The organism is Bacillus sp. PK6-026 (assembly GCF_054161455.1).
In genome coordinates this window covers 1610122-1633766 of the sequence record NZ_CP096418.1, presented here as the reverse complement: position 1 = coordinate 1633766, position 23645 = coordinate 1610122, and the positions used below count along the sequence as shown (strand labels likewise).

General features: G+C 46.2%; 30 protein-coding genes. 5 read left to right on the top strand and 25 right to left on the bottom strand.

All coding sequences use genetic code 11. From position 1 onward, the window contains the following. Position 1 precedes the first annotated feature (1 nt). The 5 genes from ftsL to M1D59_RS08345 form a co-directional block, all read right to left on the bottom strand. A complete protein-coding gene (gene ftsL, locus M1D59_RS08365) occupies positions 2 to 355 on the bottom strand; it encodes a cell division protein FtsL (protein WP_020451295.1) in 354 nt (117 codons plus the stop codon). 31 nt (positions 356 to 386) lie between these two features. Then, positions 387 to 1325 (bottom strand): 16S rRNA (cytosine(1402)-N(4))-methyltransferase RsmH, encoded by a 939-nt coding sequence (gene rsmH, locus M1D59_RS08360; RefSeq protein WP_020451294.1) that lies wholly within the window; start codon positions 1323 to 1325, stop codon positions 387 to 389. A gap of 66 nt (positions 1326 to 1391) precedes the next feature. Continuing rightward, positions 1392 to 1823 (bottom strand): division/cell wall cluster transcriptional repressor MraZ, encoded by a 432-nt coding sequence (mraZ, locus tag M1D59_RS08355; RefSeq protein WP_009328555.1) that lies wholly within the window; start codon positions 1821 to 1823, stop codon positions 1392 to 1394. Positions 1824 to 1948: 125 nt separating this feature from the next. Continuing rightward, positions 1949 to 3565 (bottom strand): bacillithiol biosynthesis cysteine-adding enzyme BshC, encoded by a 1617-nt coding sequence (gene bshC, locus M1D59_RS08350; RefSeq protein ID WP_458117934.1) that lies wholly within the window; start codon positions 3563 to 3565, stop codon positions 1949 to 1951. Positions 3566 to 3643: 78 nt separating this feature from the next. Next, positions 3644 to 4531: a 2-dehydropantoate 2-reductase gene (locus M1D59_RS08345; protein WP_318602061.1), complete on the bottom strand. Its 888-nt coding sequence runs from the start codon at positions 4529 to 4531 to the stop codon at positions 3644 to 3646. Between the two features lie 182 nt (positions 4532 to 4713). On the opposite strand from M1D59_RS08345, the gene M1D59_RS08340 reads away from it, so the two are divergent. Then, the gene (locus M1D59_RS08340) at positions 4714 to 5193 is read left to right on the top strand and encodes an N-acetyltransferase (RefSeq protein WP_020451291.1); all 480 of its coding nucleotides are present in this window, start codon (positions 4714 to 4716) and stop codon (positions 5191 to 5193) included. A gap of 36 nt (positions 5194 to 5229) precedes the next feature. Here the strand turns inward: M1D59_RS08340 and gerR are convergent, their stop codons facing one another. The 3 genes from gerR to M1D59_RS08325 all read right to left on the bottom strand — a co-directional run bounded on the left by gerR (position 5230) and on the right by M1D59_RS08325 (position 6695). Next, positions 5230 to 5835, bottom strand: a complete 606-nt coding sequence (gene gerR / locus M1D59_RS08335; RefSeq protein ID WP_023857254.1) for a sporulation-specific transcriptional regulator GerR — start codon at positions 5833 to 5835, stop codon at positions 5230 to 5232. A gap of 147 nt (positions 5836 to 5982) precedes the next feature. After that, positions 5983 to 6156: a 50S ribosomal protein L32 gene (gene rpmF / locus M1D59_RS08330; protein WP_003181522.1), complete on the bottom strand. Its 174-nt coding sequence runs from the start codon at positions 6154 to 6156 to the stop codon at positions 5983 to 5985. A gap of 23 nt (positions 6157 to 6179) precedes the next feature. Continuing rightward, on the bottom strand, positions 6180 to 6695 hold the full coding sequence (locus M1D59_RS08325; protein ID WP_023857255.1) for a YceD family protein: 516 nt from the start codon (positions 6693 to 6695) through the stop codon (positions 6180 to 6182). Between the two features lie 218 nt (positions 6696 to 6913). Here M1D59_RS08325 and M1D59_RS08320 point away from each other — a divergent pair, with 218 nt between their 5' ends. Continuing rightward, positions 6914 to 8164, top strand: coding sequence for a nucleotidyltransferase (locus M1D59_RS08320; RefSeq protein WP_105980923.1), 1251 nt, complete (start codon positions 6914 to 6916; stop codon positions 8162 to 8164). 19 nt (positions 8165 to 8183) lie between these two features. On the opposite strand, the gene M1D59_RS08315 is transcribed toward M1D59_RS08320, so the two are convergent. Further along, positions 8184 to 9206, bottom strand: coding sequence for a SepM family pheromone-processing serine protease (locus M1D59_RS08315; protein WP_020451287.1), 1023 nt, complete (start codon positions 9204 to 9206; stop codon positions 8184 to 8186). Positions 9207 to 9528: 322 nt separating this feature from the next. On the opposite strand from M1D59_RS08315, the gene ylbJ reads away from it, so the two are divergent. After that, a complete protein-coding gene (gene ylbJ / locus M1D59_RS08310) occupies positions 9529 to 10749 on the top strand; it encodes a sporulation integral membrane protein YlbJ (protein WP_095290419.1) in 1221 nt (406 codons plus the stop codon). Between the two features lie 8 nt (positions 10750 to 10757). On the opposite strand, the gene coaD is transcribed toward ylbJ, so the two are convergent. The 10 genes from coaD to M1D59_RS08260 form a co-directional block, all read right to left on the bottom strand. Beyond that, positions 10758 to 11252: a pantetheine-phosphate adenylyltransferase gene (gene coaD, locus M1D59_RS08305; protein WP_020451285.1), complete on the bottom strand. Its 495-nt coding sequence runs from the start codon at positions 11250 to 11252 to the stop codon at positions 10758 to 10760. Next, entirely contained in the window at positions 11245 to 11811 is a 567-nt protein-coding gene (gene rsmD, locus M1D59_RS08300) for a 16S rRNA (guanine(966)-N(2))-methyltransferase RsmD (RefSeq protein ID WP_020451284.1), read from the bottom strand. Before rsmD ends, coaD begins: the two co-directional genes overlap by 8 nt. Positions 11812 to 11859: 48 nt before the next feature. Further along, positions 11860 to 11994: a hypothetical protein gene (locus M1D59_RS08295; protein WP_256163752.1), complete on the bottom strand. Its 135-nt coding sequence runs from the start codon at positions 11992 to 11994 to the stop codon at positions 11860 to 11862. A gap of 108 nt (positions 11995 to 12102) precedes the next feature. Further along, positions 12103 to 12375 (bottom strand): YlbG family protein, encoded by a 273-nt coding sequence (locus M1D59_RS08290; protein ID WP_009328559.1) that lies wholly within the window; start codon positions 12373 to 12375, stop codon positions 12103 to 12105. 70 nt (positions 12376 to 12445) lie between these two features. Continuing rightward, complete coding sequence (locus tag M1D59_RS08285; RefSeq protein WP_095290416.1) at positions 12446 to 12895, bottom strand: YlbF family regulator; 450 nt, start codon at positions 12893 to 12895, stop codon at positions 12446 to 12448. A 72-nt stretch (positions 12896 to 12967) separates the two neighbouring features. Continuing rightward, positions 12968 to 13096, bottom strand: a complete 129-nt coding sequence (locus M1D59_RS08280) for a hypothetical protein (RefSeq protein WP_256163750.1) — start codon at positions 13094 to 13096, stop codon at positions 12968 to 12970. A 78-nt stretch (positions 13097 to 13174) separates the two neighbouring features. After that, on the bottom strand, positions 13175 to 13414 hold the full coding sequence (locus M1D59_RS08275) for a YlbE-like family protein (RefSeq protein WP_020451282.1): 240 nt from the start codon (positions 13412 to 13414) through the stop codon (positions 13175 to 13177). Positions 13415 to 13428: 14 nt separating this feature from the next. Continuing rightward, positions 13429 to 13827, bottom strand: a complete 399-nt coding sequence (locus M1D59_RS08270) for a YlbD family protein (RefSeq protein WP_212110512.1) — start codon at positions 13825 to 13827, stop codon at positions 13429 to 13431. 178 nt (positions 13828 to 14005) lie between these two features. Continuing rightward, the gene (locus tag M1D59_RS08265) at positions 14006 to 15049 is read right to left on the bottom strand and encodes a CAP domain-containing protein (protein ID WP_020451280.1); all 1044 of its coding nucleotides are present in this window, start codon (positions 15047 to 15049) and stop codon (positions 14006 to 14008) included. Between the two features lie 141 nt (positions 15050 to 15190). Beyond that, complete coding sequence (locus M1D59_RS08260) at positions 15191 to 15637, bottom strand: CBS domain-containing protein (RefSeq protein WP_023857262.1); 447 nt, start codon at positions 15635 to 15637, stop codon at positions 15191 to 15193. Positions 15638 to 15805: 168 nt separating this feature from the next. Here M1D59_RS08260 and M1D59_RS08255 point away from each other — a divergent pair, with 168 nt between their 5' ends. Then, entirely contained in the window at positions 15806 to 16165 is a 360-nt protein-coding gene (locus M1D59_RS08255) for a YugN family protein (protein ID WP_020451278.1), read from the top strand. Between the two features lie 56 nt (positions 16166 to 16221). On the opposite strand, the gene ctaG is transcribed toward M1D59_RS08255, so the two are convergent. The 6 genes from ctaG to cyoE all read right to left on the bottom strand — a co-directional run bounded on the left by ctaG (position 16222) and on the right by cyoE (position 22284). Next, positions 16222 to 17121 (bottom strand): cytochrome c oxidase assembly factor CtaG, encoded by a 900-nt coding sequence (gene ctaG, locus M1D59_RS08250; protein ID WP_025811368.1) that lies wholly within the window; start codon positions 17119 to 17121, stop codon positions 16222 to 16224. A 34-nt stretch (positions 17122 to 17155) separates the two neighbouring features. After that, positions 17156 to 17485, bottom strand: a complete 330-nt coding sequence (gene ctaF / locus M1D59_RS08245; protein ID WP_020451276.1) for a cytochrome c oxidase subunit IVB — start codon at positions 17483 to 17485, stop codon at positions 17156 to 17158. A gap of 2 nt (positions 17486 to 17487) precedes the next feature. Further along, positions 17488 to 18111: a cytochrome c oxidase subunit III gene (gene ctaE / locus M1D59_RS08240; protein WP_020451275.1), complete on the bottom strand. Its 624-nt coding sequence runs from the start codon at positions 18109 to 18111 to the stop codon at positions 17488 to 17490. Continuing rightward, complete coding sequence (gene ctaD / locus M1D59_RS08235; protein ID WP_020451274.1) at positions 18111 to 19979, bottom strand: cytochrome c oxidase subunit I; 1869 nt, start codon at positions 19977 to 19979, stop codon at positions 18111 to 18113. Before ctaD ends, ctaE begins: the two co-directional genes overlap by 1 nt. A gap of 32 nt (positions 19980 to 20011) precedes the next feature. Beyond that, positions 20012 to 21079, bottom strand: coding sequence for a cytochrome c oxidase subunit II (gene coxB, locus M1D59_RS08230; RefSeq protein ID WP_458117933.1), 1068 nt, complete (start codon positions 21077 to 21079; stop codon positions 20012 to 20014). A gap of 278 nt (positions 21080 to 21357) precedes the next feature. Further along, the gene (cyoE, locus tag M1D59_RS08225; RefSeq protein WP_020451272.1) at positions 21358 to 22284 is read right to left on the bottom strand and encodes a heme o synthase; all 927 of its coding nucleotides are present in this window, start codon (positions 22282 to 22284) and stop codon (positions 21358 to 21360) included. Between the two features lie 402 nt (positions 22285 to 22686). Here cyoE and M1D59_RS08220 point away from each other — a divergent pair, with 402 nt between their 5' ends. Further along, positions 22687 to 23595, top strand: a complete 909-nt coding sequence (locus M1D59_RS08220; protein ID WP_020451271.1) for a COX15/CtaA family protein — start codon at positions 22687 to 22689, stop codon at positions 23593 to 23595. The last annotated feature ends 50 nt before the right edge of the window (positions 23596 to 23645 follow it).

Below are 23645 nucleotides of genomic sequence, written 5' to 3'. Positions count from 1 at the left end.
ATCATTCCTGTATGTCTTTCACTTTTTTATCACCTAATTTAAGGCCTTTTTTCCGGGCGATGTCCATGATACGGTCCGGCTCTTTCAGCATATCGGCTTCTTTTTCGAGGTCACCAACTCTGCTGCTTTCCGTTTCAACCTTCTTTTCGAGCTTTTGAATTTCAATATTGGTCTGATACGCGGCAAAAGCCTTTGAAATCATAAAAAGTGAAGCGCTGAGTACAGCCAGGGCAAAAAGCACAATCAGTACCTTTTCCCCAAGCGTGATCGATGCTCTTCTCCGGATGATAACGGATTGTTCTGCACTGTTTGTCTGTCGTTGCTGTTTTTCTACTTTATAAGCCAAATTGCTCATAGACTGATGACCTCCTTTTAATTCGTACAGCTCACTCTCGTGCTTTTTCCGCGATGCGCAGCTTCGCTGAGCGCGCACGGTTATTGTGTTCAAGCTCCTCTTCAGAAGCTGTGATCGGCTTTCTGTTGACTAACTTTAATTTCGGTTCAAACTCCTTGGGGATCACGGGCAGTCCGTGAGGCAGTTCAGGAGGCGATGACATCTCTTTAAATGTCGATTTGCAGATCCGGTCTTCCAGCGAGTGGAACGTGATGACCGATACCCTTCCGCCCGGCTTCAGTACCTCAATCGCCTGTAAAAGCGCTTCTTCAAACACTCTCAATTCATCGTTTACGGCAATTCGAATCGCCTGGAAGATCCGTTTAGCCGGATGCCCGCCGCTTCTTCTTGCCGGTGCGGGAATCGCCTCTTTGATGATATCGACAAGCTGGCCTGTTGTTTCAATAGCCGATTGTTCTCTTGCTTTTTCGATTTTCCTGGCGATTTGCTTGCTGAACTTCTCTTCTCCGTATTTAAAGAAGATTTTCACGAGATCCTCATAAGGCCATTCATTGATGACTTCCTTTGCCGAAAGGCCCGCCGACAGGTCCATTCGCATATCAAGAGGTGCATCATGATGATAGCTGAAGCCCCTTTCAGGTGTATCCAGCTGAGGAGATGAGACGCCTAAATCAAATAAAACACCGTCCACTTTCGTGATGCCGATTTCGTTTAGACGGTCTTTTAAATACCGAAAATTGCTTTTTATGAAAACGACTTGTCCTTCATGATCCGCCAGTTTTTCCTTCGCGTGGCGGAGTGCGGTTTCATCCTGGTCAAAAGCGACCAGCTTTCCTTTTTCAGACAGCTGTGAAAGCAAGTATTCGCTGTGACCGGCACCGCCTAATGTACAGTCTACATATGTACCGTCTTCTTTTACATTTAAACCGTCAACTGTTTCTTTTAATAATACTGTTGTATGCTCAAACATTTCTTTACTAGTCCCACCTTTATTCAAATGAACTGATTGCAGAAGCGCCGCATGCGCAAAGATTCATTATATATCAAATCCGATCATGTTTTCAGCTATTTCGGCAAATGAATCTTCCTGCTCTTCTACGTATTGTTCCCAAATCTCTTTGCTCCACAATTCAATTCGATTTGAAACTCCGATGACCACGCATTCCTTCTCAAGCTTTGCATAATTTAAAAGCGGTGATGCAATGTTGATCCGGCCCTGCTTGTCCAATTCGCATTCGGTGGCTCCGGAGAAAAAAAAGCGGGTAAAAGCGCGTGCATCTTTCTTCGTAAGAGGAAGAGCCTTCAGTTTTTCTTCGATGAGTTTCCATTCGGACATCGGGTAGCCAAACAGGCACTGATCAAGCCCGCGCGTCAGAACGAACTGCTCGCCGAGGCCTTCTCTGAATTTCGCCGGAACGATCATGCGGCCTTTTGAATCAATCGTATGCTGGTATTCACCCATAAACATGATCTCGGCCCCCACTTTCGTTCCTCAACTCACCACTATCCACCACTTCTCTCCACAAATTTATTTTACACTGTTTTAGAACAAAAAAAAACCCTGAACTACTCAGGGTTTTTTAAAAAATTATTTCAAAGTTTGACAACTTGATGCATGTTTTGAAATGAATATGGCAAATCCTTGTATTTTTCCAAGAAATTCGGACCGTATTTGTTCAAATAATACACGATGTTCCAAATTCTCTCCTGCGGAGCGTCTAAAGGCTTGATGCTCGTTTGAATTTTGTCAAAATCACGCAAAATGTAGTTTTCTCTTTCTTCAATCCTTTTGATAACCGTTTTCTCCAAAAATTCGAGCTGGTCTTGAATGAAGCCTGAGTTTTTTTCTAAAAGGGGGCCGAGGCTCCCGTCGATTTCGAGGGCTTCAGCGCGAACAGCGGAATGGATGTTTTCGATTTTTTCTTTCGCCTGTTTGACCGAATCGGTAAAACCGCTCGGAACCTTATCTTCAAAATACTGCTCTTTTTTGGCGCGCGCTCCCTTTTCAATCGATTCACGGAGTTCGATTCCCCGCTCGCCCAGCTTTTTTTCGATGTGCCGCTCAAGGAATGTAACCTGAAGCCTCGGTATGACAGGCGGCATTTTATAGCCCATAACCTGAAAAGCGCCTTTCAGCTCGCCCCAATAATTGATCTCTCCGGGACCGGCGATGAACGCCAATGTCGGAAGAAGGTATTCCTGCATGAGCGGCCTTGTTACGACATTATTGCTGAACGCTTCCGGCTTTTGGCAGATCAAATCGCAAAGCTCTGCTTCAGACCACTGAAGGTGAAGCTCTTTTATAAAAAACGCCCCGTTTTCTTTTTCGATTAAAAAGCGCTCGCCGTCGTGCTCATAAAAAAGGTTCGCATGCTGTGCGGCTCCTTCAATAATCGGTGTGTAGCCTAGTTGTTGCATGAATTCCTGCTGCCGTTTGACAGAATCGGTCAGCTCGTCGTTTCTGTTCAGTAGCTGCCGGAAAAAACGCGCTTCAAGGGCTCTGATGCCCGGGTCGCCGGAATTCAGAAGGATCAGTCCGTCTTGTTCAAACATGCCGGCAACAAGATATTCGAAAAAATCGGTGAAGGAAAGAGACTGCCTTAAACATCGGCGCAAATGGCCGAGAAGATCATTCGTATACTCCGTTTCTTCAAATGAGGCAAAAATCCCGTCCAGCCACTTTTCAGCTTTTTCGGCATCGAGCGCCGTTTTTGACGCCTGGCTTTTTTTCCAGTGAGACTGCGGGAGCTTGTGCTTTTTCACCTTGCCCCCGTCAGAAATGTAGACGTGATTGATTTCTTCCAGATCGTGGTCTTCCCCCGCAACCCAGAATACCGAAATGACCGGAACGTTCAGCTCTTGTTCTTTTTGCTTTGCAAATACAAGGATCGATACGATTTTATGTATAGTGTAAAGAGGACCCGTTAAAAGGCCGGCCTGCTGCCCTCCGACAACGACGACGCTTTTCGGATCGCGAAGCCGCTCGATTGTTTCATTCATGCTTGCCGATTGAAATTTGCTGTGATAGTCGAGCAAATAGTCAGCTAAAGCATCGCGGTCATACGTCCGGGAGGAAAGGTCATCCAAACGGACACTCCAACTTTCATTGCTCAGGCCGTAATCGAAAAACGGCTCTATCTCCTTTTTTCCATTTATATAGTCTCGAACAAAAGGGTTTTGACTTTGTATGGAAAGTTCAGTAAGCTGCATCTTTAGAACTTCCTTTCTCCAGTAAATAGTTAGCTTTCCGAAACGAGTATAGCACGTTCCGCGATTCGGTCAAAAGATTTAGCTCCATTCGTTTTCAAGCGCCTTGATACTGTGATATAAAAAGGTAAGATGCGGAGCAGACTCCTCTGACTCTTTTGCCCGCTTCAGCAGATAGCCCATAATCGCATCGGCTTCCGTTTTTCTTCCGGCCAGCACATCGGCAAGCATCGAAGACGTGTTGCTTTTTGTCCGGCGGCAGACGGAAAGAACATGGTCCCATGCTGCTTGGCGTTCTTCAAGTTCCAAAATCCGGCTCGCTTCTTCAAAGACGAGCTTCATATAGGCCTCATACATCGGCTCTTCAAGCAGTGCGCCGTTTTCCACCCGCAAAAGAGCCGTCAGCGGATTGATGCACGCATTGACAATCAATTTTCCGGCGAGTGTCTTATACCAGTCTTCGCACCAAATAAAAGGGAACGCTTCATGAACTGAAGCGAGCTCTTTTTTCAGCCGGGAGGCGGATGGGCTTCGGAACGCGCTCCATTTTACGGCCCCTTTTCCCGTGTGCCGGAATGTGCGGTCATCCACCCTGACTGCGCCGTGTTCCACAGATCCCGTATAAATGCGGTGGCCCGTCTGCCATTTATCAAGCACGGGAATATGGGCCATTCCATTTTGCAGGAACATGATATCACGAGGCGCGGCCTGTTCCAGTTCCGGCAGAACGCCTCCGAGCTGATGCTCCTTTACGGCAACAAAAAGAAGATCGCAGTCAGGATCAAGTTCAGTCCTGCCTCTGACGTTCCTGATCATCTCTTGTTCGTCTTCAAGAAGGCGGATTCCCTTTTCTTCAATCGCTTCAGCCTGTTCCTTTCTCCGAGCGATCACCGTCACTTCATGGCCGAATGAAAAATAGTATGCAAAAAGGAGGCCGACCGAGCCTCCTCCGATGACTCCGATTTTCACATGCTCACACCCTGATTTTTTCATATACTGTATATCATAGCAGAAATTTTCGCCGTTGACTTGTAAGTTGTTTCAAATATTCAGAACCATTTCGCTTCATTATATTAGAAAATTTTTATCATTTGGATTTTTTGAAAAAAGCGTTTACAATAGAAGTAGACCACAAACAAGGGGGTAACATAATGGTCAAAGTCGAACGTTTGCTGATCAATTACAAAACGCTTGAAGAATTTAAAAAGTTCAGGGAGTACGGGATTCAAGAGCTTTCCATGCTGGAGGACCTTGAAAGCAACATGATTGAAAACGACAGCAATTCACCTTTTTACGGCATCTATTACGGGGATCGGCTCGTCGCAAGAATGAGCCTGTATAAAGCGGATGGAAAAACCAACCAATACTTTGAAGAAGGCCAGGATTACCTCGAACTCTGGAAGCTTGAAGTTTTGCCGGGGTATCAGCGCAACGGCTACGGTACGATGCTGGTGGAGTTCGCCAAATCATTCGGACTCCCGATTCGCACAAGCCCGCGTGTCAAATCATCCGATTTTTGGAGCAAGATGGGCTTTACACCGGTTAAATACGATATGGCCCGGGATAAAGGGGAAAATCCGCTCGTTTGGCATCCTGCGAGCGAACCAAATCAAAGTTCTGAATCAGCCTAAATGAAAAAAGCCGGCCGAAAGCGGATGGCCGGTTTTCTATTTTTCAAGTGGCTCGAGATTTTCATTCGACTCCGGCTGGAGCTTCACCTTTTTGTTTCGTTCGCCTTCCTGAAGAACGACCATTTTTCGGGCTCTCTCCATGATTTCAATCAAGGCTTTATAGTCCTCTTCCGTCAATTCAAGCCGTTTTTTCAGCGATTGATTTTCGCTTCGCAGCTTTTCAACTTCTTGTTTCAGCTCATTGATTTCTTCAGCGAGCTTTTTCTTCTCATCTATAAAGTCTTTTTGAACAGGGGCTTCTTTCAGCTTTTCAAGGTATTGAATAACATCATCGAGCGTCAGATTTTCCGCATTGCTCCCGGAAACCGTTTTGACAGATCCAGGAAGATTTGCAGAATGGACGCCTATTTTTTTGCGCAGCTCTTTACGCTGCTTTTTTGCCAGTTCAATACCTGATTGGTATTGCTTTCTGACAAAGGAATTCCAGCGGAATCCGCAGGCAGCGGCCGTTCTGCTTAAAGCCTTGCCCACTTCTTCAAAGGCTGAAAGCTGTGTGCCGCCTTCCCGAATGTGCCTTAAAACAACCTCAGCCAGCAATATATCTTCATCCTGTGTCCATGCATCCTGCCTTGTAATCGTCAAATGTTATCCCCCTCCATGACTTTATGAATTTACCTCATACATATGCGGCTGATAGAGTAGATAGACTATTTTCTTTACAGGAAATAAAAGGATGAAGGGAATAAAAAAACACAAGACCTGAAGTCTTGTGTTTTTCATTGTTGACGATTAGTTGCTTTTTACGTCTTTTCCTTTGTATGATCCACATGCTTTGCAGACGCGGTGTGAAAGTTTCATCTCACCACAGTTTGGGCATTCTACCATACCAGGCACTTGCAATTTAAAGTGTGTACGACGAAGTCTTTTTTTCGTTTTAGAAGTTCTTCTAAAAGGTACAGCCATTATTCCCACCTCCTTAAAGAGCGTTAAGATTCATCATCTTGTTTTAAGAGCTTCTCGAGTCCGGCAAGTCTCGGATCGATCCGGTCTTTCCGGTCATCTTCTGTAATGACCTGCCAATCCTTGCCCTCCTGCGGAGCACCTTCTTCTTTTTGAACAGACTCACAAAAGATTTGCATAGGGATCTCAAGAAGGATTTCTTCTTTCACGACCGGAGTCAAGTCGATGAGGTCATCCTCAACAATATGGACGTCTTCATCTTCCAATTCCTCGGTCTTATGAAATATAAACAGTTCTTTTGTAGAAATACTGAATGGATAACGAACATCAACAAGCGTTCTTGAGCAAGGCAAGATCATCTCGCCTGAAATGGTAAAATCAAATGCAGCCTGCTTTGAGCGGAATTCCGCGCGCCCTTTCACCCGCACCGGTGAAATGCTGCGTATTTCCGAGCTTTGAGAGAGTTCGCTTAAATCAACTGTTTCATCAAATTCAAAGTCTTTCTTCGGCATTTGATTCAACTGATGTATCGTCCATTTCATTGTATCACCTCTAAGTGAGCAACAAACATGATTATAGCTTTCATCATGTTTTTTGTCAATATTTTTTCTTTACAGATATGCGCCTGCGCTTTTCATTCGTTGACATTGTGAACAACAATTCATAAACTTAGAAAAAATGCTGTTTTTCGCTAGGCGTCTGGACATTCCATGTGTAAATGTATCATAACTATTTCAAGAGATGCAAGAGAGGTGAAAAAATGAAAGCGGTCGGCCTTGTTGTGGAATACAACCCTTTTCATAACGGACATTTATATCATATAAAGGAAGCAAAATCGGAAACCCGGAGCGAGGTGGCGGTTGCCGTTATGAGCGGCTCCTTTTTGCAGCGCGGCGAACCCGCCATCGTCTCAAAGTGGGCGCGAACGAAGATGGCGCTCGCATCTTTTGCCGATGTCGTCGTTGAACTTCCTTACATATTCGCTGTTCAAAAAGCGGAAACGTTTGCTGAAGGCGCCGTCGCGATTTTAAATGAGTTAGGGTGTGCTTCTTTGTTTTTCGGAAGCGAGCACGGCGATATTGAGGCGTTTCTCAATACAGCCGCACATACGATAGAGCACGAAGACGGGCTCAACGAAGAAGCAAAAAAACAAATAGCGTTTGGGCTGAGCTACCCGCAAGCGATGGCAAAGGCGTTCCGGGCTGTAACCGGAGACGGCAGAAACATTGTTGACCTTTCAAAGCCGAACAACATACTCGGATTCCATTATGTGAAAGCCATCGTTCAAAAGCAATTGAGCATGAAGCCTGAAACCGTCAAGCGCCGATCCTCGGGCTATCACGATTCAGCCTTCCCGGAAGCGGACCGAATCGCAAGCGCCACAAGCATACGCAAATCGATCTTTGAAACGGGAAGCCTCGCGAACAGCCGCTTCTACCTTCCAAAGCCATCGATCGACGAGCTTGATGAATACGCCCGGACTTTCGGCATGTGGCACTCGCCCGAAGATTATTTCCCCTTTTTGAAATACAGCCTCCATACAATGGATACAGAAGAGCTGAAAGGGATTTATGAAGTGGAAGAAGGACTTGAGCACCGCGCCAAAAAAGCGATCCGAAAAGCAGGCTCATTTAAGGAATACATGGAGCTTTTGAAAACGAAGCGCTATACGTGGACAAGGCTGCAGCGCATGAACACCCATATCCTCACAAAAACGAAGAAAGCCGACGTCAAGCGCATGTTAAGCGAACCGTATCCGGCATACATCAGACTTCTCGGCATGACAAAAAAAGGACAGGCCTATTTAGCGGAAAAGAAAAAAAGCTTGAGCGTACCCCTTATTACAAAGACGGGATCTTTTTCCCACCCTTCCCTTCAGCTCGACATAAAAGCGGGTCAAGTATACAGCGCCCCGCTCAAAGAGCCGGGGCGGACGATGCTGACTGAACAGGAATATTCCCTTTCGCCGATCAGGTATGACGAAGACAGCCGGATATTTTTGCGCAAATAAAACCGCCTGATGTTGCTCATCAGGCGGTTTTCACTTTATCTTCCAAATAATGAATCGCATCATCCATCGTGTCGACAGGGACGATTTTCATATCGGTTTTAATATCTTTTGCCGTTTTGACCGCTTCTTCGTAGTTAGATCCTTTTTTTCCGCCTTCGTTCGGAGCAAAAAAGATGTCGGCTCCCGCCTTATCTGCGGCAACGACTTTCTGGCTGATGCCGCCGATCGGACCGACTTTGCCTTCGTCATCGATCGTTCCGGTTCCCGCAATATGGTGTCCTTTCGTCTCGTCTTCTTTTGTCAGCTGATTATAGATCTCCATTGACATCATCAGCCCCGCCGAAGGACCGCCGATGTTTTCAATGTCCATATCGACCTCCGGCTTCACCTTGACATTGCGGTCTGTGATGAGGGATACGCCAAGCCCGGCTCTCTTCGGATCTTCTTTAAATGTTTTCAGCTTCATCTCATATGTTTTTTCTTCTTTATCCCGTTCAACTACGATTTTCACGGGGTCTCCGGCTTTTTTTGATTCGATGTAGCGGACGAAGCTCTCCGCTGAACGGAACGTTTTTCCGTCAGCTTTTTTAATTTTGTCTCCGACTTGTATTTTTCCTTCTGCAGGCATGCCGCTGACGACCGTCATGGCATATACGCCGTTAAACGTGTAGCTGACTTCTTTTCCGGCCCGCTTATAAGCGGCGATCATCGCATTTTCCTGGGAATCTCTCATCATTTGCAGCTGGCGCTTCATATATTCCTGATCAGATTCGCCTTCTTGTTTGAAATTTTCTTCCGGAAGAATTTCGTGATAAGGGCGCACTTTTGCCCACATGTATGTAAGCGGATTTGCAGGGCCGACTTTCACTGTCATTAAAGAAAAGCTCCCTTTTTCAGGATAGCCGTTATCAACTTTAATTAAAGGTTTCAGCTCAGTCGCTTCGCCGGGTTCTGTAATGTAATAAGGCAGCTTCACAAATGACAGCGCGGCCGTGATGATAACGATCAGTAATGCGATGCGTATAATTCTTTTTTTCAGCATGTATATGTAACCCTCCATCTTTATTTTCACCGGCTCACATCTTCGGTCCGGTTCCAAATTTTCAGCCTGCATGAATTCACAGATGTATGCCATACCTTCTATTGATGCTTATTAAGGAGAAGGGCTTCAGCAAGTCTCAAGCAGCTTCCGGTTCATTTGTATCGCCGATCTGCAATCTGGTGGTCTAAAATGAGGACCAGCCTTCGTATAATGATAAAGAAGTTTCACGGAGAAGGCTTCCGCACAAATCGGGCAAGCTTTTCGTTTATTTTATCATGATCCTGTTTCCAATGTGTATTCACAGCCGCAAAGGGGGTTAGAAATGGACATGTCAAAGGTAAAGACACTTATGATTGCCGTTTTGCTGCTTTCGTTTACAGCCGCCGTCATCACCCATCCGCAAGAATCATTTGACGCTTCTAAAAGTGGACTTGCCATGTGGTGGGAGGTCGTATTCCCTTCCCTTTTGCCTTTTTTTATTTTATCAGAGCTCTTGATCGGATTTGGTGTCGTCAGGTTTGTCGGGCTGCTGCTCGAGCCTTTCATGAGACCGGTGTTCCGCGTTCCCGGCGTCGGAGGGTTCGTGCTTGCGATGGGAATGGCATCAGGAAATCCGGCCGGTGCAAAACTGACTTCAAGGCTGAGACAAGAGCGGCAGATTTCACGGGTCGAAGCAGAGCGGCTCGCTTCGTTCACCAACTCATCTAACCCGCTGTTTATTTTCGGAGCCGTTGCGGTCGGCTTTTTCCATAATCCTTCTCTCGGCGTCGTGCTTGCGGCAGCCCATTATTTGGGCAATTTCGCAGTCGGGTTGACGATGCGTACTTACGGAAGAAAAGAAGAGAACCGCACCGCTGTGCGAAAGAAGCTTCCTTTGCCTTCTATTAAAGAAGCCTTAAAAGCGCTCCATCAGGCAAGACTTGAAGAAAAGCGGCCGCTCGGCAAACTTTTGAGCGATGCTGTCATCTCTTCTGTCCAAACGCTGTTAATGGTGGGCGGCTTCATCATTCTTTTTTCGGTTTTTAATAACATTCTTTCTGTGATGCACATCACCGACATTCTTTCGCACGCCACACGAATGATTTTGACTGCTCTTCAATTCCCCGGTGATTTTGATAAACCGTTATTATCGGGATTGTTTGAAATTACGCTCGGCAGCAAACTGGTCAGTGCCACGGATGCGGCGCTTCTCCAGCAAGCGGTGATTGTCAGCTTTATTTTGGGTTTCAGCGGCTTCTGCGTTCAGGCGCAGGTTGCAGGCATTCTTGCTGAAACCGATATTCGCTTTAAGCCGTTTTTTATCGCCCGCATCCTTCAGGGAATTTATGCAGCGATCTTTGTTCTTATTCTTTGGAAGCCTCTTTATACATCGTTCTATTCTCCGACGGAGCCGGCCTTCTCCTTTCTGACGGCCGGGAAAACGGAATCTTTCTTTCTGCAGATGTGGAACGCGTTGGCAGAGATTGGTCCGCTCCTTACGATCGGCACCCTTCTCATTTACAGCATTCTTTATGCCAAGTCTTTCACCCCTGCTAAAAAATGAGCAGCCGGTTACGGCCGCTCATTTTTTGCAAACTTTTTTTCAAGTGCAGCCTCGACCGCTTCCGGCACGAGTTCTGCGACTGAACCTTTATATTTTGCCACTTCTTTGACAATGCTTGAACTAAGGAATGAGTATTGGTTATTCGTCATCATAAAAAACGTTTCAATATTTTCATCAAGCACTTTGTTCATCGAGGTTCCCTGCATCTCGTATTCAAAGTCAGATACCGCTCTAAGCCCTCGCAGGATGACGTTCGCCTGCTTGCTCTTTGCATAATCAATCAATAGCCCCTGGAAAGATTCCACTTGCACATTCGGGATATCCTTCGTCACTTCGCGAAGCAGCCCACAGCGTTCTTCCACCGTAAACAGCGGCTTTTTCGAAGAATTGTTCAAGACGCATACATACACTTTGTCAAACACTTTCGCCCCGCGCCTGATGATATCCAAATGTCCAAAAGTCACCGGATCAAAACTTCCGGGACAAACGGCAATGCTAGCCATCCCCATTCCCTCTCTTTCTGTATATGGTCACGCCTGTTAAGCCGTATATTTCCTGACGGGCAAGCTGAAGTCCGCCCGCCTCGGTCGGAAGGATAACTTCCTTCCCATGCTCAGCTACAATAAAACCTCTGTCAGTCAGCATATCCGCTTCATCAATCTTCGATAAAAGCGCTTCCAGCTTTTGTTCTCGATATGGCGGGTCCAAAAAGACGGCGTCAAAGCTTGCGCCCCTTTTCACCAGCGCATGGAGAGCCCGTTCAGCGTCATTCCTGTATACCTCGGCCCGTTTTTCCAAGCCCAGTGTTTTCAAATTGCCTTTTACGGTTTGAATCGCTTTAAAATCACGGTCGACAAAAATGAAGCGGTCAAACCCCCGCGACAGCGCTTCAATCCCCAATCCGCCGCTTCCCGCGTACAGATCAAGACCCGTGCCGCCTTCAAAATACGGGCCGATCATATTAAAGATGGATTCCTTTACTTTATCAGTCGTCGGCCTTGTCGACGTGCCGGGAACCGCTTTTAAGGCACGTCCCTTATACGTCCCAGAAATCACTCTCATACTTCCACCACTTTTTCTTAAAACTCGAAAAAAATCATTCCTATCTTATCATAAAGTGTTTTCTGGCACAAACACCCAAAGTACAAATTCATATGTATAGCAAAAAGGCTCAGTGGTGATAATAATAGCAACAGCATCGATTGATGTTGTTGCCAACCGCGGAGAAGACTTACGTTTCCCCATAAGTTCTTCCTCCGGTTTCTCCTCTCCCTTTGCCTTCTCCTTGATTTTTAAGGAATAGAAGGACCCCGCAGAGGTATTTCTGCGGGGATTTTTTTAAAATAAAGCAAGTTAGAGCCCGGCTTTATAGTCGTATTCTTTCGCTTTATCCTGCTTGGATTCAAACTCCATTTTCAAGAACGGTTTGTATGAAAGATCCACCTGTTTGACAAAAGAGTACGAACGTATTTTAGCGATGATTCTTTCGGCATCTTCCATATTGCAATAAACCACTACATATTTCAGCCGCTTTGAAACGTAATGAACATTTCCGAATTTCCTGAGCATTTTCGCCTGCTTCAAGGAGTGCAGCCAAACGATTAAGCCTTGACGCCTGATTTCCAAATTGTTCACCTGCCTGTCGCTCTGTGCATGAAGTTCTAAAAAAAACGAGACTCGGGGCGACCGAGCCTCATCAGGAAACTTTACAGCCGCAGCTTCCGCCTGACCCGCAGCCGCCGCCGCAAGATGAAAGATTATCAAAATAAGGGTTTCCAGTCGGTACTTTGATATGTTTTGATACAGCCTGACCGATTTCCACGCTGACTTCATCTAGGATAGATTGCAGCTCGGTTTCCGCCTTTTTAAATTCGGCTACTGTATTGTGAAGGTCAAGCTCCCGTTTGATTTCCCTCATTTTCTTGGATATCTCTTTATAATCAGGATGATACTTGCCAAAGCGCTGCACATCCTCATACTGTTCTTTTATTTTCGTAAACGAAGCGATAATACGTCCGGCCTCTTCATCTTCGCGGAGACGCTTGTAGCATTTTCTGTAATGTTCAGCCGCCTCTGATTGAAGAATCATGTTGGCCAAATCATATGCTTCATTTTGAAGCCGCAACGATTCCATTGTGGCAAACATAGACATGCACCTCCAGCTATAGTGTATCACAAAACAGCCGTTTTCAAAAATGTCTGTGCCGCCTCCAAACTATTATTTTCCAAAAACTTCGCTTGCACAAGCTGCATCGCGCCATTCTGAAACGCCCTTGGGTTTTGGTTTATGGGTGGCGCAGCCGGCCAGCAAGAGGCACAACATGATTACAAGCCAGCACTTTTTCATCACAGATCAACTCCTTTACACCTAGCTTTGCCAGAATGACGCGATTTATCATCATAAAAAAAAGACTCAGGCTTTAAATTAATCCTGAGTGCGCATCGCATGAAACATTTGAAGCATCATCTGGGCCATCTGAATGCCGCCCGATAGCTGGTTGACCCTGTGAGGAATCGTTTTTTCATAAAAGTTCATCATATCGAGATGAAAGGCTGACAAGTCATTCGGATTCCGCGAAAGCTTGCGGTACCAGACCGGCTGCTCACGGATGAACCGGCGGCGCTCTTCATCAGCGAACACATACTCCTGCACTTCTTTACGCATGTCTGACTCCTTCCCTAATCTTTTCGGAAAGAAAACGGATGCTCGCCGCCGCTTTGATTCTGCTGTTTTTGGCTTCCGCCCGAAAACTGGCTGAGCAAGCTTTGCAGCGAAGAAATAGACTGGCTCATTTTATTGATCTGCTCATTCATTTGATTGGCATCCATCTTTCGGACGGCCGTCACCATTTTTGAAATGAAATCGTTTTTGCCGCCAGCAGAAGGCTCCTTTTCTGTCGAAGCTTCTTTTTCCTTGTACGGATCCCAAATCGAATCGTCTTCCCCGAGCAAAACCCAGTTTTCATATACTTCCTGCCAGCTTTTTTCTTGTTTCCGGACTTCGGAAATCAACTTAGGATGCCGTTTAATAAATTGCTTAAATTCATCAATGGATGATTGCGCGTTTTGATTTGCCAACGTCTACACCCCCTCCGAAAACATATGCCTGCTATAGTGTAATCCGCCCCGGCAAAATGTGTTCGCCTAAAAATTCCTCTTTTTATAGGAGTCCGTGCGGAAGAGTGAGCAGCAGACCAAACATTAAAAGTTTCATGGTTTTCTCTAAAAACTAAAAACCCGGGTATGATCCCGGGCTCTAGTGCCATTCTTTAATAAAGTTCTGCGTATAATATTTCTCGTCCACCCCGACTCCGAGATGAGTATAGTCGGCATTTAACAGCGCTTTTCTATGTCCTTCGCTGTTTAACCAGCCTTCAACCGCCGCAGGCCCGTCGACATAGTTGAGCGCGATATTTTCCCCCGCCTGCTCAAAGTTCACTTTCCCTTTTTCCAGCCTGTCTTTGAGCGTGCCTTCCGTTTCTGACACATGGGAGAAATAATGGTGCTCTTTCATGTCGCTGCTGTGGCCGTATGCCACTTTTGATACGCCTTCATCCCAAGAGAGCTGGGAAAGACCGTGTCTCGCGCGGATGACATTCGTCAAATCAAAGATCTGCTTCTCATTTGCTTTCTCGATTTTTTTCCAATCCGATTCTGTCAATGCTTGAGGTTCGATCAGGGTGCCTCTGTAGACAACTTCATACGGCCTTTGCTTGATGAAAGTCGGCGCATCAAATGCCCTGATGCTTGACAGCGTTCCCTCGAATTTATCCATATACAGCTGAACATAAATGTCTCCGACTTTCACCGTCGGCCTTGTATTCATGTCTTCCTCAGAAAATTCGAAACGGTATGAACTGCCTTTATATTGAACATTGACATAAGGGGCGATCTGGGCGGTTTTGAAGACTTCCCTTGACGGCCGTCCAATTTTAAACGGAGCGGTGTTCAACCCGTCGCCTGTCGCAAACAATGTCACGGCCTTGCCGCCAAGCAAGCCGATTTGAACGTACTGTTTTGCCCCTTGGCTATAGACCCACCATTCATAATCATATGCTGAAGGATCGACCCTGTCCGGTTTCCCCAGTTTCTTTTCGATCGTCTCAGCCGACTCTCCGATAAAAGAAAGCAAGCCGGAATCGGGAATGTTCAAGGATTTCTCTTTTTTCGCATCCTCGTTTGAGACTTGCGGCTTGTCTTCCTTCACAATTTTCTCAGGTGTTGAACCGTATTGAATAAACAGCGTGTATGAAGCCGCAACGATGAGAAGGATCACAATCGCTCTTAATATATTTTTCAAACTTTCACCTCCGACTGACGGATCAATCTATCCATAAAACGGCGCACCGCATCAAAAACTTGCCTTTAGTGTCATTTAAACAGAACTGACATGAATTTTCAATGATAATACAGCCTATTAAGATGTGCGACAAAATATGTTTTAATGAAGAAAATCTCCAGGCCTCTCTTCGTTTTCCGATATAAATGTCAGCGCGTCGCCAGCCTGCCGGTTTGATTTTTTGTGGGTTGAAACATCGCCTAGCGTAATGATGCCCGCAAGCGTCTTTCCCCGTGTAACCGGGACCCTCCTGATCTGATAATCTCCCATGAGATCAACCGCTTTTTCAATTGAATCGTCTTCACTTACCGTAATGAGATCCGTCGTCATGACATTTGTAATTTTTTGCGAATTTGGTTTTTTAACGGCGATCCCCCGCAGCACCAAATCCCGGTCAGTAACGATCCCAACCAGTTCCAAACCGTCATCAAGCACAACCGGAATCGCTCCGACATTTCCGTCTTTCATTTTCACGGCAGCCTCGTACACATTATCAAGAACTGTACAATATAATATTTCCTTTGTCATAATATCTTTCACACGTGTCAATCAGAAGACCTCCTCTTGTCTTTCGTTTGTTCATATTGTCGTCAAGCCGCCCGCGATTCATACTGTTCACAAAAATATTTATATATCGGCTAAAGCCAGGATTGAAAGTTTAACGCTTTCATACTATGATTGTCAGTAAAGGTAATTTTTTAAAGGGGGTTTTACGGGATGAAATTTGAAGAATCCGGTATCGAAGGCTTGACTGCTGACCTTAACCGGTTAGACGACATCATGGAAAACGAAGGGTTCGTAAGAGCTGGCCAATGGGATTATGAACGCGTCACATATGACCGCAAATTCGATATGGTGGAAGGCAGGTACTACCTCCGCGTGTTCGGATATGCCGTCGAAGGCGATGTGGGCGCCCGGCGCGCGGTCATCAAACTGATGACACCGCTTCTGGGCAAATATTATTATCCGCATGGAGTGGAATACGGGGAAAACGAACATTTCCCGCCGCAGCTCCTCAAAACAAGCAAGACGGTGCTGAATTCAATCAAAGAAAAAGTTTCAGCGCTTGAAGTGTAGCAGACGTACATAAAAAGGGTACAGCCCCTCTGATGAGGCTGTACCCTTTTTTCATCTTAATGAACCGTAGACGGCGAGTATCGTTCTTCTTCCAGTTCCTTTTCGTCTTTGGCTCTTTCCTTCCTCGCCCATCCGAAAAAGATAATCGCCAAAAATGTCCCGTACACGATTTCCTGTAAGATTTTCATGACGATCGCGCCAAGCTGCTGATCTTCCAGAACAGGCATGCTGCTGAACATTTCCGGACCTGTAAGCGTCATTCCGCTCAGCGTATCGAGAGGAACGCACAGTTTCATTGCCTCCGCCCATGCGGAAGGATCTGAATATGTCGAATACAGGGTCGTATCGCTGAACATGATCAGCGCGCACGCCGGTGTCAGCAAAATGCCGTCAGCCATAATGTAGCCGAGTTTCAAAAGTCCGTTCATTTGCGGAAGCTCCTCGACCTTGTGAACGAGCGGCCACCACATGAAAAACGCCGCAATGAAGATCAGCACCGTAATGACGGCATGATAAACGGCATCTGTCTTAATAAAATCAAACACCAAAGGAATGTGATACATCGAAAATAAACCGTTAAACACGATAATCGCGATCAATGGTTTTGAAAAAAACCGGAACAGCGGCTTGACGACCGGCAGAAAAATGACCTTTTTCCAAAACCAAGGCGGTATGCCAAGGATGATCAAAGGCGGTACGATCAAATACAAAACCGCCATTTGCGCCATATGCGCGCTGAACATAATATGTCCCAGCAAATCAATCGGACTGCCTTTAGACGCGTATAAAAGAAACATCGCCGTCACGAATAAACCGATTTCTTTCCTGGATGCCCGCTCTTCTTCTGATCCAAATCGTTTCATCAGAAAAAAGTAAAGGACGGTTATGAAAACGACAGCCCCTAGGAAATAGGGGCTCCACAGGGCGCGAAAACCGAATATTTCAAGGCTGCCCAACATGAGGCATCCTCCTTTCTGTATGTCGGTTCGATTACCACCAGATAAGCGTCACAAAAGCCAAAACGGTAACAAAAGCGACCAAAACGCCCGAATAAAGGAACAAAGTCGGCGCTTCATGCCCCCGCTGACTCATATGCATGAAGTAGTACAGCTGAAATGCAACCTGAATGACGGCCAGCAGCAGAATGAACGGCACCGTAAACCATACGCCTGCATCTGAGGCGACCGTTAAAAAAGCGACAAGGGTCAAGCCGATCATCAAACCGAATGAAATAACCTGATATCTCATGTCCTCCGCGTTTTTCTTTTTGCGGTAGGCAAGATCTGTTTTGGGATTCCCTCTGTTTTCGTTATTCACCATTTTTATCCCACCATCCCCATCAAGTATACAACGGTAAAGATAAACACCCAGACAACGTCGATAAAATGCCAATAGAGGCTTGCGACAAAAAACTTCGGCGCGTTGTAAAGGCTTAATCCGCGGCGCGCATTTCTGATCATCAAAGAAAGAATCCAGAGCAGCCCGAACGTAACGTGCGCACCGTGCGTGCCGACTAGCGTATAAAAAGCGGAGCCGAGAGCCGAGCTTTGAATGGTGAACCCATATTCGTGAATATAATGGGTGAATTCATATATTTCAAGCGCCAGGAAGCCTGCACCGAGCAGAACAGTGATTCCGAGCCAAACCTGCATCTTTTTAAAAGCAAAGTTCTTCATATGATACATGGCATATACGCTCGTTAAACTGCTCGTTAAAAGGAGCATTGTCGCCAGAAAGACCAGCCCCATGTCAAACATCTCAGTCGTTTTCGGCCCTCCTGCATTTGAATTCTTCAGCGCAAGGTATGTTGCGAAGAGAGACGCGAAAAGAACCGTCTCTCCTCCGAGAAATAGCCAAAAGCCGATAAACTTATTTTTTCCTTCTAATGTAGCTTTTTCAGGAGAAGCCGGGAAGGTTTCAGCCGTTAATTTCTCTTCTGTATGCATTATGCCTTCACCCCTTTGTCGTCATCATCCATCAGTTCTTCTTTATGAATATGATACCCGTGGTCATCAATTACAGACCGGAGAAGCATCATAAATAATGTGATTCCTAATCCAATCAGAATGACAGGCAGCCCCCAGGCAAATTCCGTCCGGTACATGAAGCCGAAAGCGGATATAAACAGCCCGAGTGACATGATGAACGGGAGAATCGATCCGTTTGGCATATGGACGTCCTGAAGCGGCTCCGCGGCGGTCATTGACTGCTTGCCGGCTCTTTTTTCGATCCATAAAGCATCAAGGCCTCTGACCAGAGGCAGCTGTTTAAAGTTGTATTCAGGAGGCGGTGAAGAAACGGCCCACTCAAGCGTTCTTCCGTCATGCCAAGGATCGCTGCCGACTTTTTCCCCTTTGGCAGTCGTCACGATAATATTGATCACGAGTATGATGACAGCAGCCGCCATAAACACAGCTCCGATTGAACTGATTAAGTTCGCCATGTCAAATCCCTGATTCGGCAAGTATGTGAACACGCGTCTCGGCATTCCCCACAACCCGAGCCAATGCTGGATGAAGAAAGTCAGATGGAACCCGATGAAAAAGAGCACAAATGTTATTTTGCCCAACGCTTCGCTCAGCATTTTCCCGAACATTTTCGGCCACCAGTAATGAGCGCCGGCGAGGATGGCAAACACCACTCCGCCGATGATGACGTAATGGAAGTGAGCCACGACAAAGTACGTGTCGTGGAACTGATAGTCAGCCGGTGCAGCAGCAAGCATGACACCTGTCACCCCGCCCATGACAAACGACGGGATAAAAGAAATCGCATAAAGCATCGGCGTTGTAAACTTAATGCTCCCGCCCCAAGCCGTGAGCAGCCAGTTGAAGATTTTAATTCCGGTCGGGACGGCAATGGCCATCGTCGCCACCGCAAAAATGGCGTTCGCCACAGGCCCGAGTCCCGTTGTAAACATATGGTGGGCCCAAACCATGAAGCCTAAAAAGCCGATCAATACGGTCGCAAATACCATTGAAGAATAACCGAACAGCCTTTTTCTCGCAAAAACCGGAATGATTTCCGAAAAGATTCCGAACGCCGGGAGTACGAGAATATAAACTTCAGGGTGTCCGAAGATCCAGAACAGATGCTCCCAAATGATCGTATTACCGCCTAATTCCGGATTGAAAAAGCTCGTTCCGAACAACCGGTCCAGCATCAAGAGCGCGATGCCTACGGTCAGCGGCGGGAACGCGAATAAAATCAAAGCCGAAGCGACGAATGTCGTCCATGTGAAAAGCGGCAGCCTCATGTATGTCATGCCCGGCGCCCTCATATTGATAATCGTCGCGAGAAAGTTAATTCCAGCAATCAGCGTACCGATCCCGGCAATTTGCAGACCGAGAACATAGAAATCGATCCCGTGCCCTTCGGAATGAAGGGAAAGCGACGCGTAAGACGTCCAGCCGGCATCGGGTGCCCCTCCCAAAAACCAGCTTAAATTCAGAAAGATGCCGCCGAAAAGGAACAGCCAGAAGCCGAGCGAGTTCAAAAATGGAAACGCAACATCCCTCGCGCCTATCTGCAGCGGAACGACGGCGTTCATCAGTGCGAACAAAAGCGGCATCGCTGCCAGGAAAATCATCGTTGTACCGTGCATCGTCATGATCTCATTGTAGACTCCGCCGCTCATGATGTCATTGTTCGGTATCATCAGCTGAACCCTGATCAGCATCGCTTCGATTCCGCCGAGCACAAAGAAGAACCCGCCGCCCAGCAAATAAAGGATGGCAATCTTTTTATGATCGACAGTCGTTAAATAGTCCCATAATACAGCCCCAAAACCTTGCTTTTTCTTAAGCGTACTCACAATGTAACCTCCCTCATTCTCCCTTTGAAGCGTTAGTCTTCCGTTTTTAACCCCTTTAAATATTCAGTCAGTGCATCAAGTTCCTTGTCGCTCAAATCAGGGTATGTGCCGGTCATTTTGTTGCCCGGTTTTATGCTTTCAGGATCCTTGAGCCACGCTCTCAAGTTTTCATTGCTGAATTCCTTCACGCCGGCGATCGTCGACCGGTCTCCAAAAGTCGCGAGGTTCGGAGCCGTTCTGGCCGCTTCCGCCCTTTGGTCTTTTGAATCGGTCGCATGACAGCTCAGGCAGTTTTTCTCTTTGAACACTTTTTCTCCTTCAACAGCGAGATCGGTTTTCGCCCCCGCTTTATAGTTTTCCATATCGCTCATCCATTCCTTGAACTCATCCTTCGAAACCGCTTTAACTTTAAAGTCCATTAAAGCATGGGAAGGTCCGCAGAGCTCGGCGCATTTCCCGTAGAAATAGTCTCCGGCTTTTTCAGCGCGTTTTGAATCGAACGTTAAGAAGAATTTGTTTTCATTGTCTGTGTTCGTATCAATCTTACCCCCGACTGAAGGAACCCAGAATGAATGTTTGACATCGGAAGCTTTCAGCTTAAAGTAAACGCGTTCATCGGTCGGCACGACCAGCTCCTGGCTCGTCACCACGCCGTAGTCAGGATATTCGAATTCCCACCAGTAAAGGTTCGCCCGGACATTGACGACCAGCGCCTTCTCCGGATCCCTGTTTTTCTTATCCATCGGTTTTGTATCAGCAAGATCAAAGGTCTGTGCGACAACAGGAACAACCAGGATAAGAAGGAGAAGAATTGGAATAACAGTCCATAAAATTTCTAAATTGCGGTTTCCTTCAACCTGTTTCGGGATGTGGTCATCACCGAGCTTAGATCTTCTGTACTTGACGATGACAAATACGAAAATGAAACTTACCACCACTACAACAACAACCATGATCAGCGTGCTGAGAATCATTAGGAAATACTGCTGATCAGCCACCTCGCCCGCCGGCTGCAGCGTTGATATGAACGGTTCTCCGCACCCTGCTAAAACGAGCGCCAAAATAGTGAACAGCGACATCAGACGCCATTTCTTTAACATTTCTTCCCAACCCCTTTTCAATCAATCCTTTTGAAACTTTCACTGTTCAAACGTTTATAGGACACCTATTCATTCATCTGACTCCCCACTTAAATTAAAGCACTTACATTTCCTCATTTCTTAAATAATGAGGTTTTTTACTCAAAATACCATCTATGTATGAACGTAAAGCCGCCTTGTTAAACATAATCGAAAAAAATCGATAAGGCGGCTTTTACATGATTGTTGTCTGTTTGAAGTGTTAAGTGACAGCCTTCAATGTGATGAATTATAGAGTTCTATCCAATTTTAAAAAGTGTGAATACGACCATGGCAACGAAGAATATGGTCAAGTAATTTAATGAATATACAAACATGAGCGTTGCCCACTTCATGATATTTTTGCTTCTGTAACCGACCAGACCGCAAACGAGCCAGCCGATATTGAGTACCGTTCCCAAAATGACGATCGGCAGTCCGAGTCCGCCCAGGAAAAACGGCAGCGGCATTAAGCAGGCAATCCAAATGATGATTTGCCTTTTCGTCACTTCAAAACCGTGTACAACAGGCAGCATCGGTATATTTGCAGCTCTGTATTCCTCCGTTTTCTTAATCGCAAGCGCCAGAAAGTGGGGAATCTGCCAAATAAACATGATTAAAAACAGCACCCATGCCTCAACTCCGATGGAGCCTTGGACAGCGGTCCATCCGATCAAAGGAGGAACAGCCCCTGACACACTTCCGATAATCGTATTAACGGTATAGCGGCGCTTTGACCACATCGTGTATAGAAACACGTACGTAAAGACGCCGACAAAGCCTACTGCGGCAGTTGTCAGATTGGTCATCAGCAGCATGATAAAACCGAGCGCAGTCAGCAGAATGCCGAACCACAATGCCTGTGAAGGCTGGATTTTACCAGTCACCGTCGGCCTTGTTCTCGTCCGCTGCATAAGCTGGTCAATATCACGGTCATAATAGTTGTTGATGACGCATGATCCTGCGATAATAAGCGAGGATCCCGCTAAAGTGAACAGCACGATATCAAGGTTTCCTAGAAAGCTCAGATTTGAAAAGTAAAAAGCGAGCCACAAGCCCGTAAAAGTTGTTATCAGGTTCGAGTAAACAATCCCGACTTTGATAAGGGCGAGGAAATCTTTCCATGCTGTCGTCTCTTCTATTTGTCCATTCATTGCTGTATCAGCTGTAATTCTTGTTTCAGCCATAATACTAACCCCCCTTACTCAAACCTTCATCACGTCAAGAGAAGCGGTATATTCATAAAAAACCTACAACTCTATCATACAAGATTACCGGTTGGAAAAAAACAGCCTATTAAATATTAATCGACAAACCGGTTTATATTTGTGAACTTTTTATGACTTTCTTTACAGATGAAGGAAAAGTTGTGAACAAGAGCGGAAAACCACTGTCATTCTAATATAGTTCTATCAAACGAAGCCACAATTATCAAGTCTTCAAAACCAATAAAAATGTGAACGCCTTCTATTGCATTTTTGTGAACAATAATCATTATGAATTGCAGCAGAACATCAATTCGCTTACACTTGAAGGTGGTAAATATCTTTTTATTAGTCAGTTTGCATTAAAAAAGGAGAATTGAATTTATGAATAAAGCATTAAAAGGCTTGGGAATTATCACAACTATCGCCATGCTTTTCGTGCTGATCGGCGGCGCCCTCGTCACAAAGACGGGTTCGGGAATGGGCTGCGGCAGATCTTGGCCGCTTTGCAACGGAAGCATATTCCCGGCTCTAACCCTTGAATCGATTATCGAATGGAGCCACAGGTTTGTCAGCGGCACATCCGGCGTCCTTGTGCTGGCTCTCGCCATTTGGACATGGAAAAAAATCGGCCATATCAGAGAAACGAAATTTCTTGCGGTGATGTCGGTCGTCTTCCTCATTCTTCAGGCGCTCCTGGGCGCTGCGGCGGTCGTCTTCGGGTCTTCGGCCCTGATCATGGCTTTGCACTTCGGAATCTCGCTTATTTCCTTTGCATCTGTTCTGCTGTTGACGCTCCTCGTGTTTGAAGCTGACAGCAAGCAGAAAGCCGAATCGTTTTATATAGGAAAAACCATGCAGTTTCATATGATAGGAATCATTATATACACATATGTCGTCGTTTATACAGGCGCATATGTCCGGCATACGAAGTCAAGCCTTGCGTGCCTTGACTTTCCGATGTGCAGCACACAAAACGGCTGGCTCCCAGGGAAGTTTCACGAATGGGTGCAGATGGGACACAGGGCTGCGGCGCTTCTTCTGTTCGCTTGGATCATTGCGGCAGCGATACATGCGGCCAAACAGTATAAAAATCAAAAACGCATTTATTGGGGCTGGATGATTTCCCTGATCCTGATTATCCTTCAGGCTGCCTCAGGAATTGCGGTTGTCTACAGCAGGCTGGATTTGGGATTTGCACTCGCCCACGCTTTCTTCATTTCCTGCCTGTTCGGAATCCTTTGCTACTTCCTGCTGCTTGTTGCGCGCTATCGCAGACAGGCGCAAAAATAACAATAAACGGTTGATCCCCCGCCTGTTGCGGGGGATTTTTTCATAAAAAA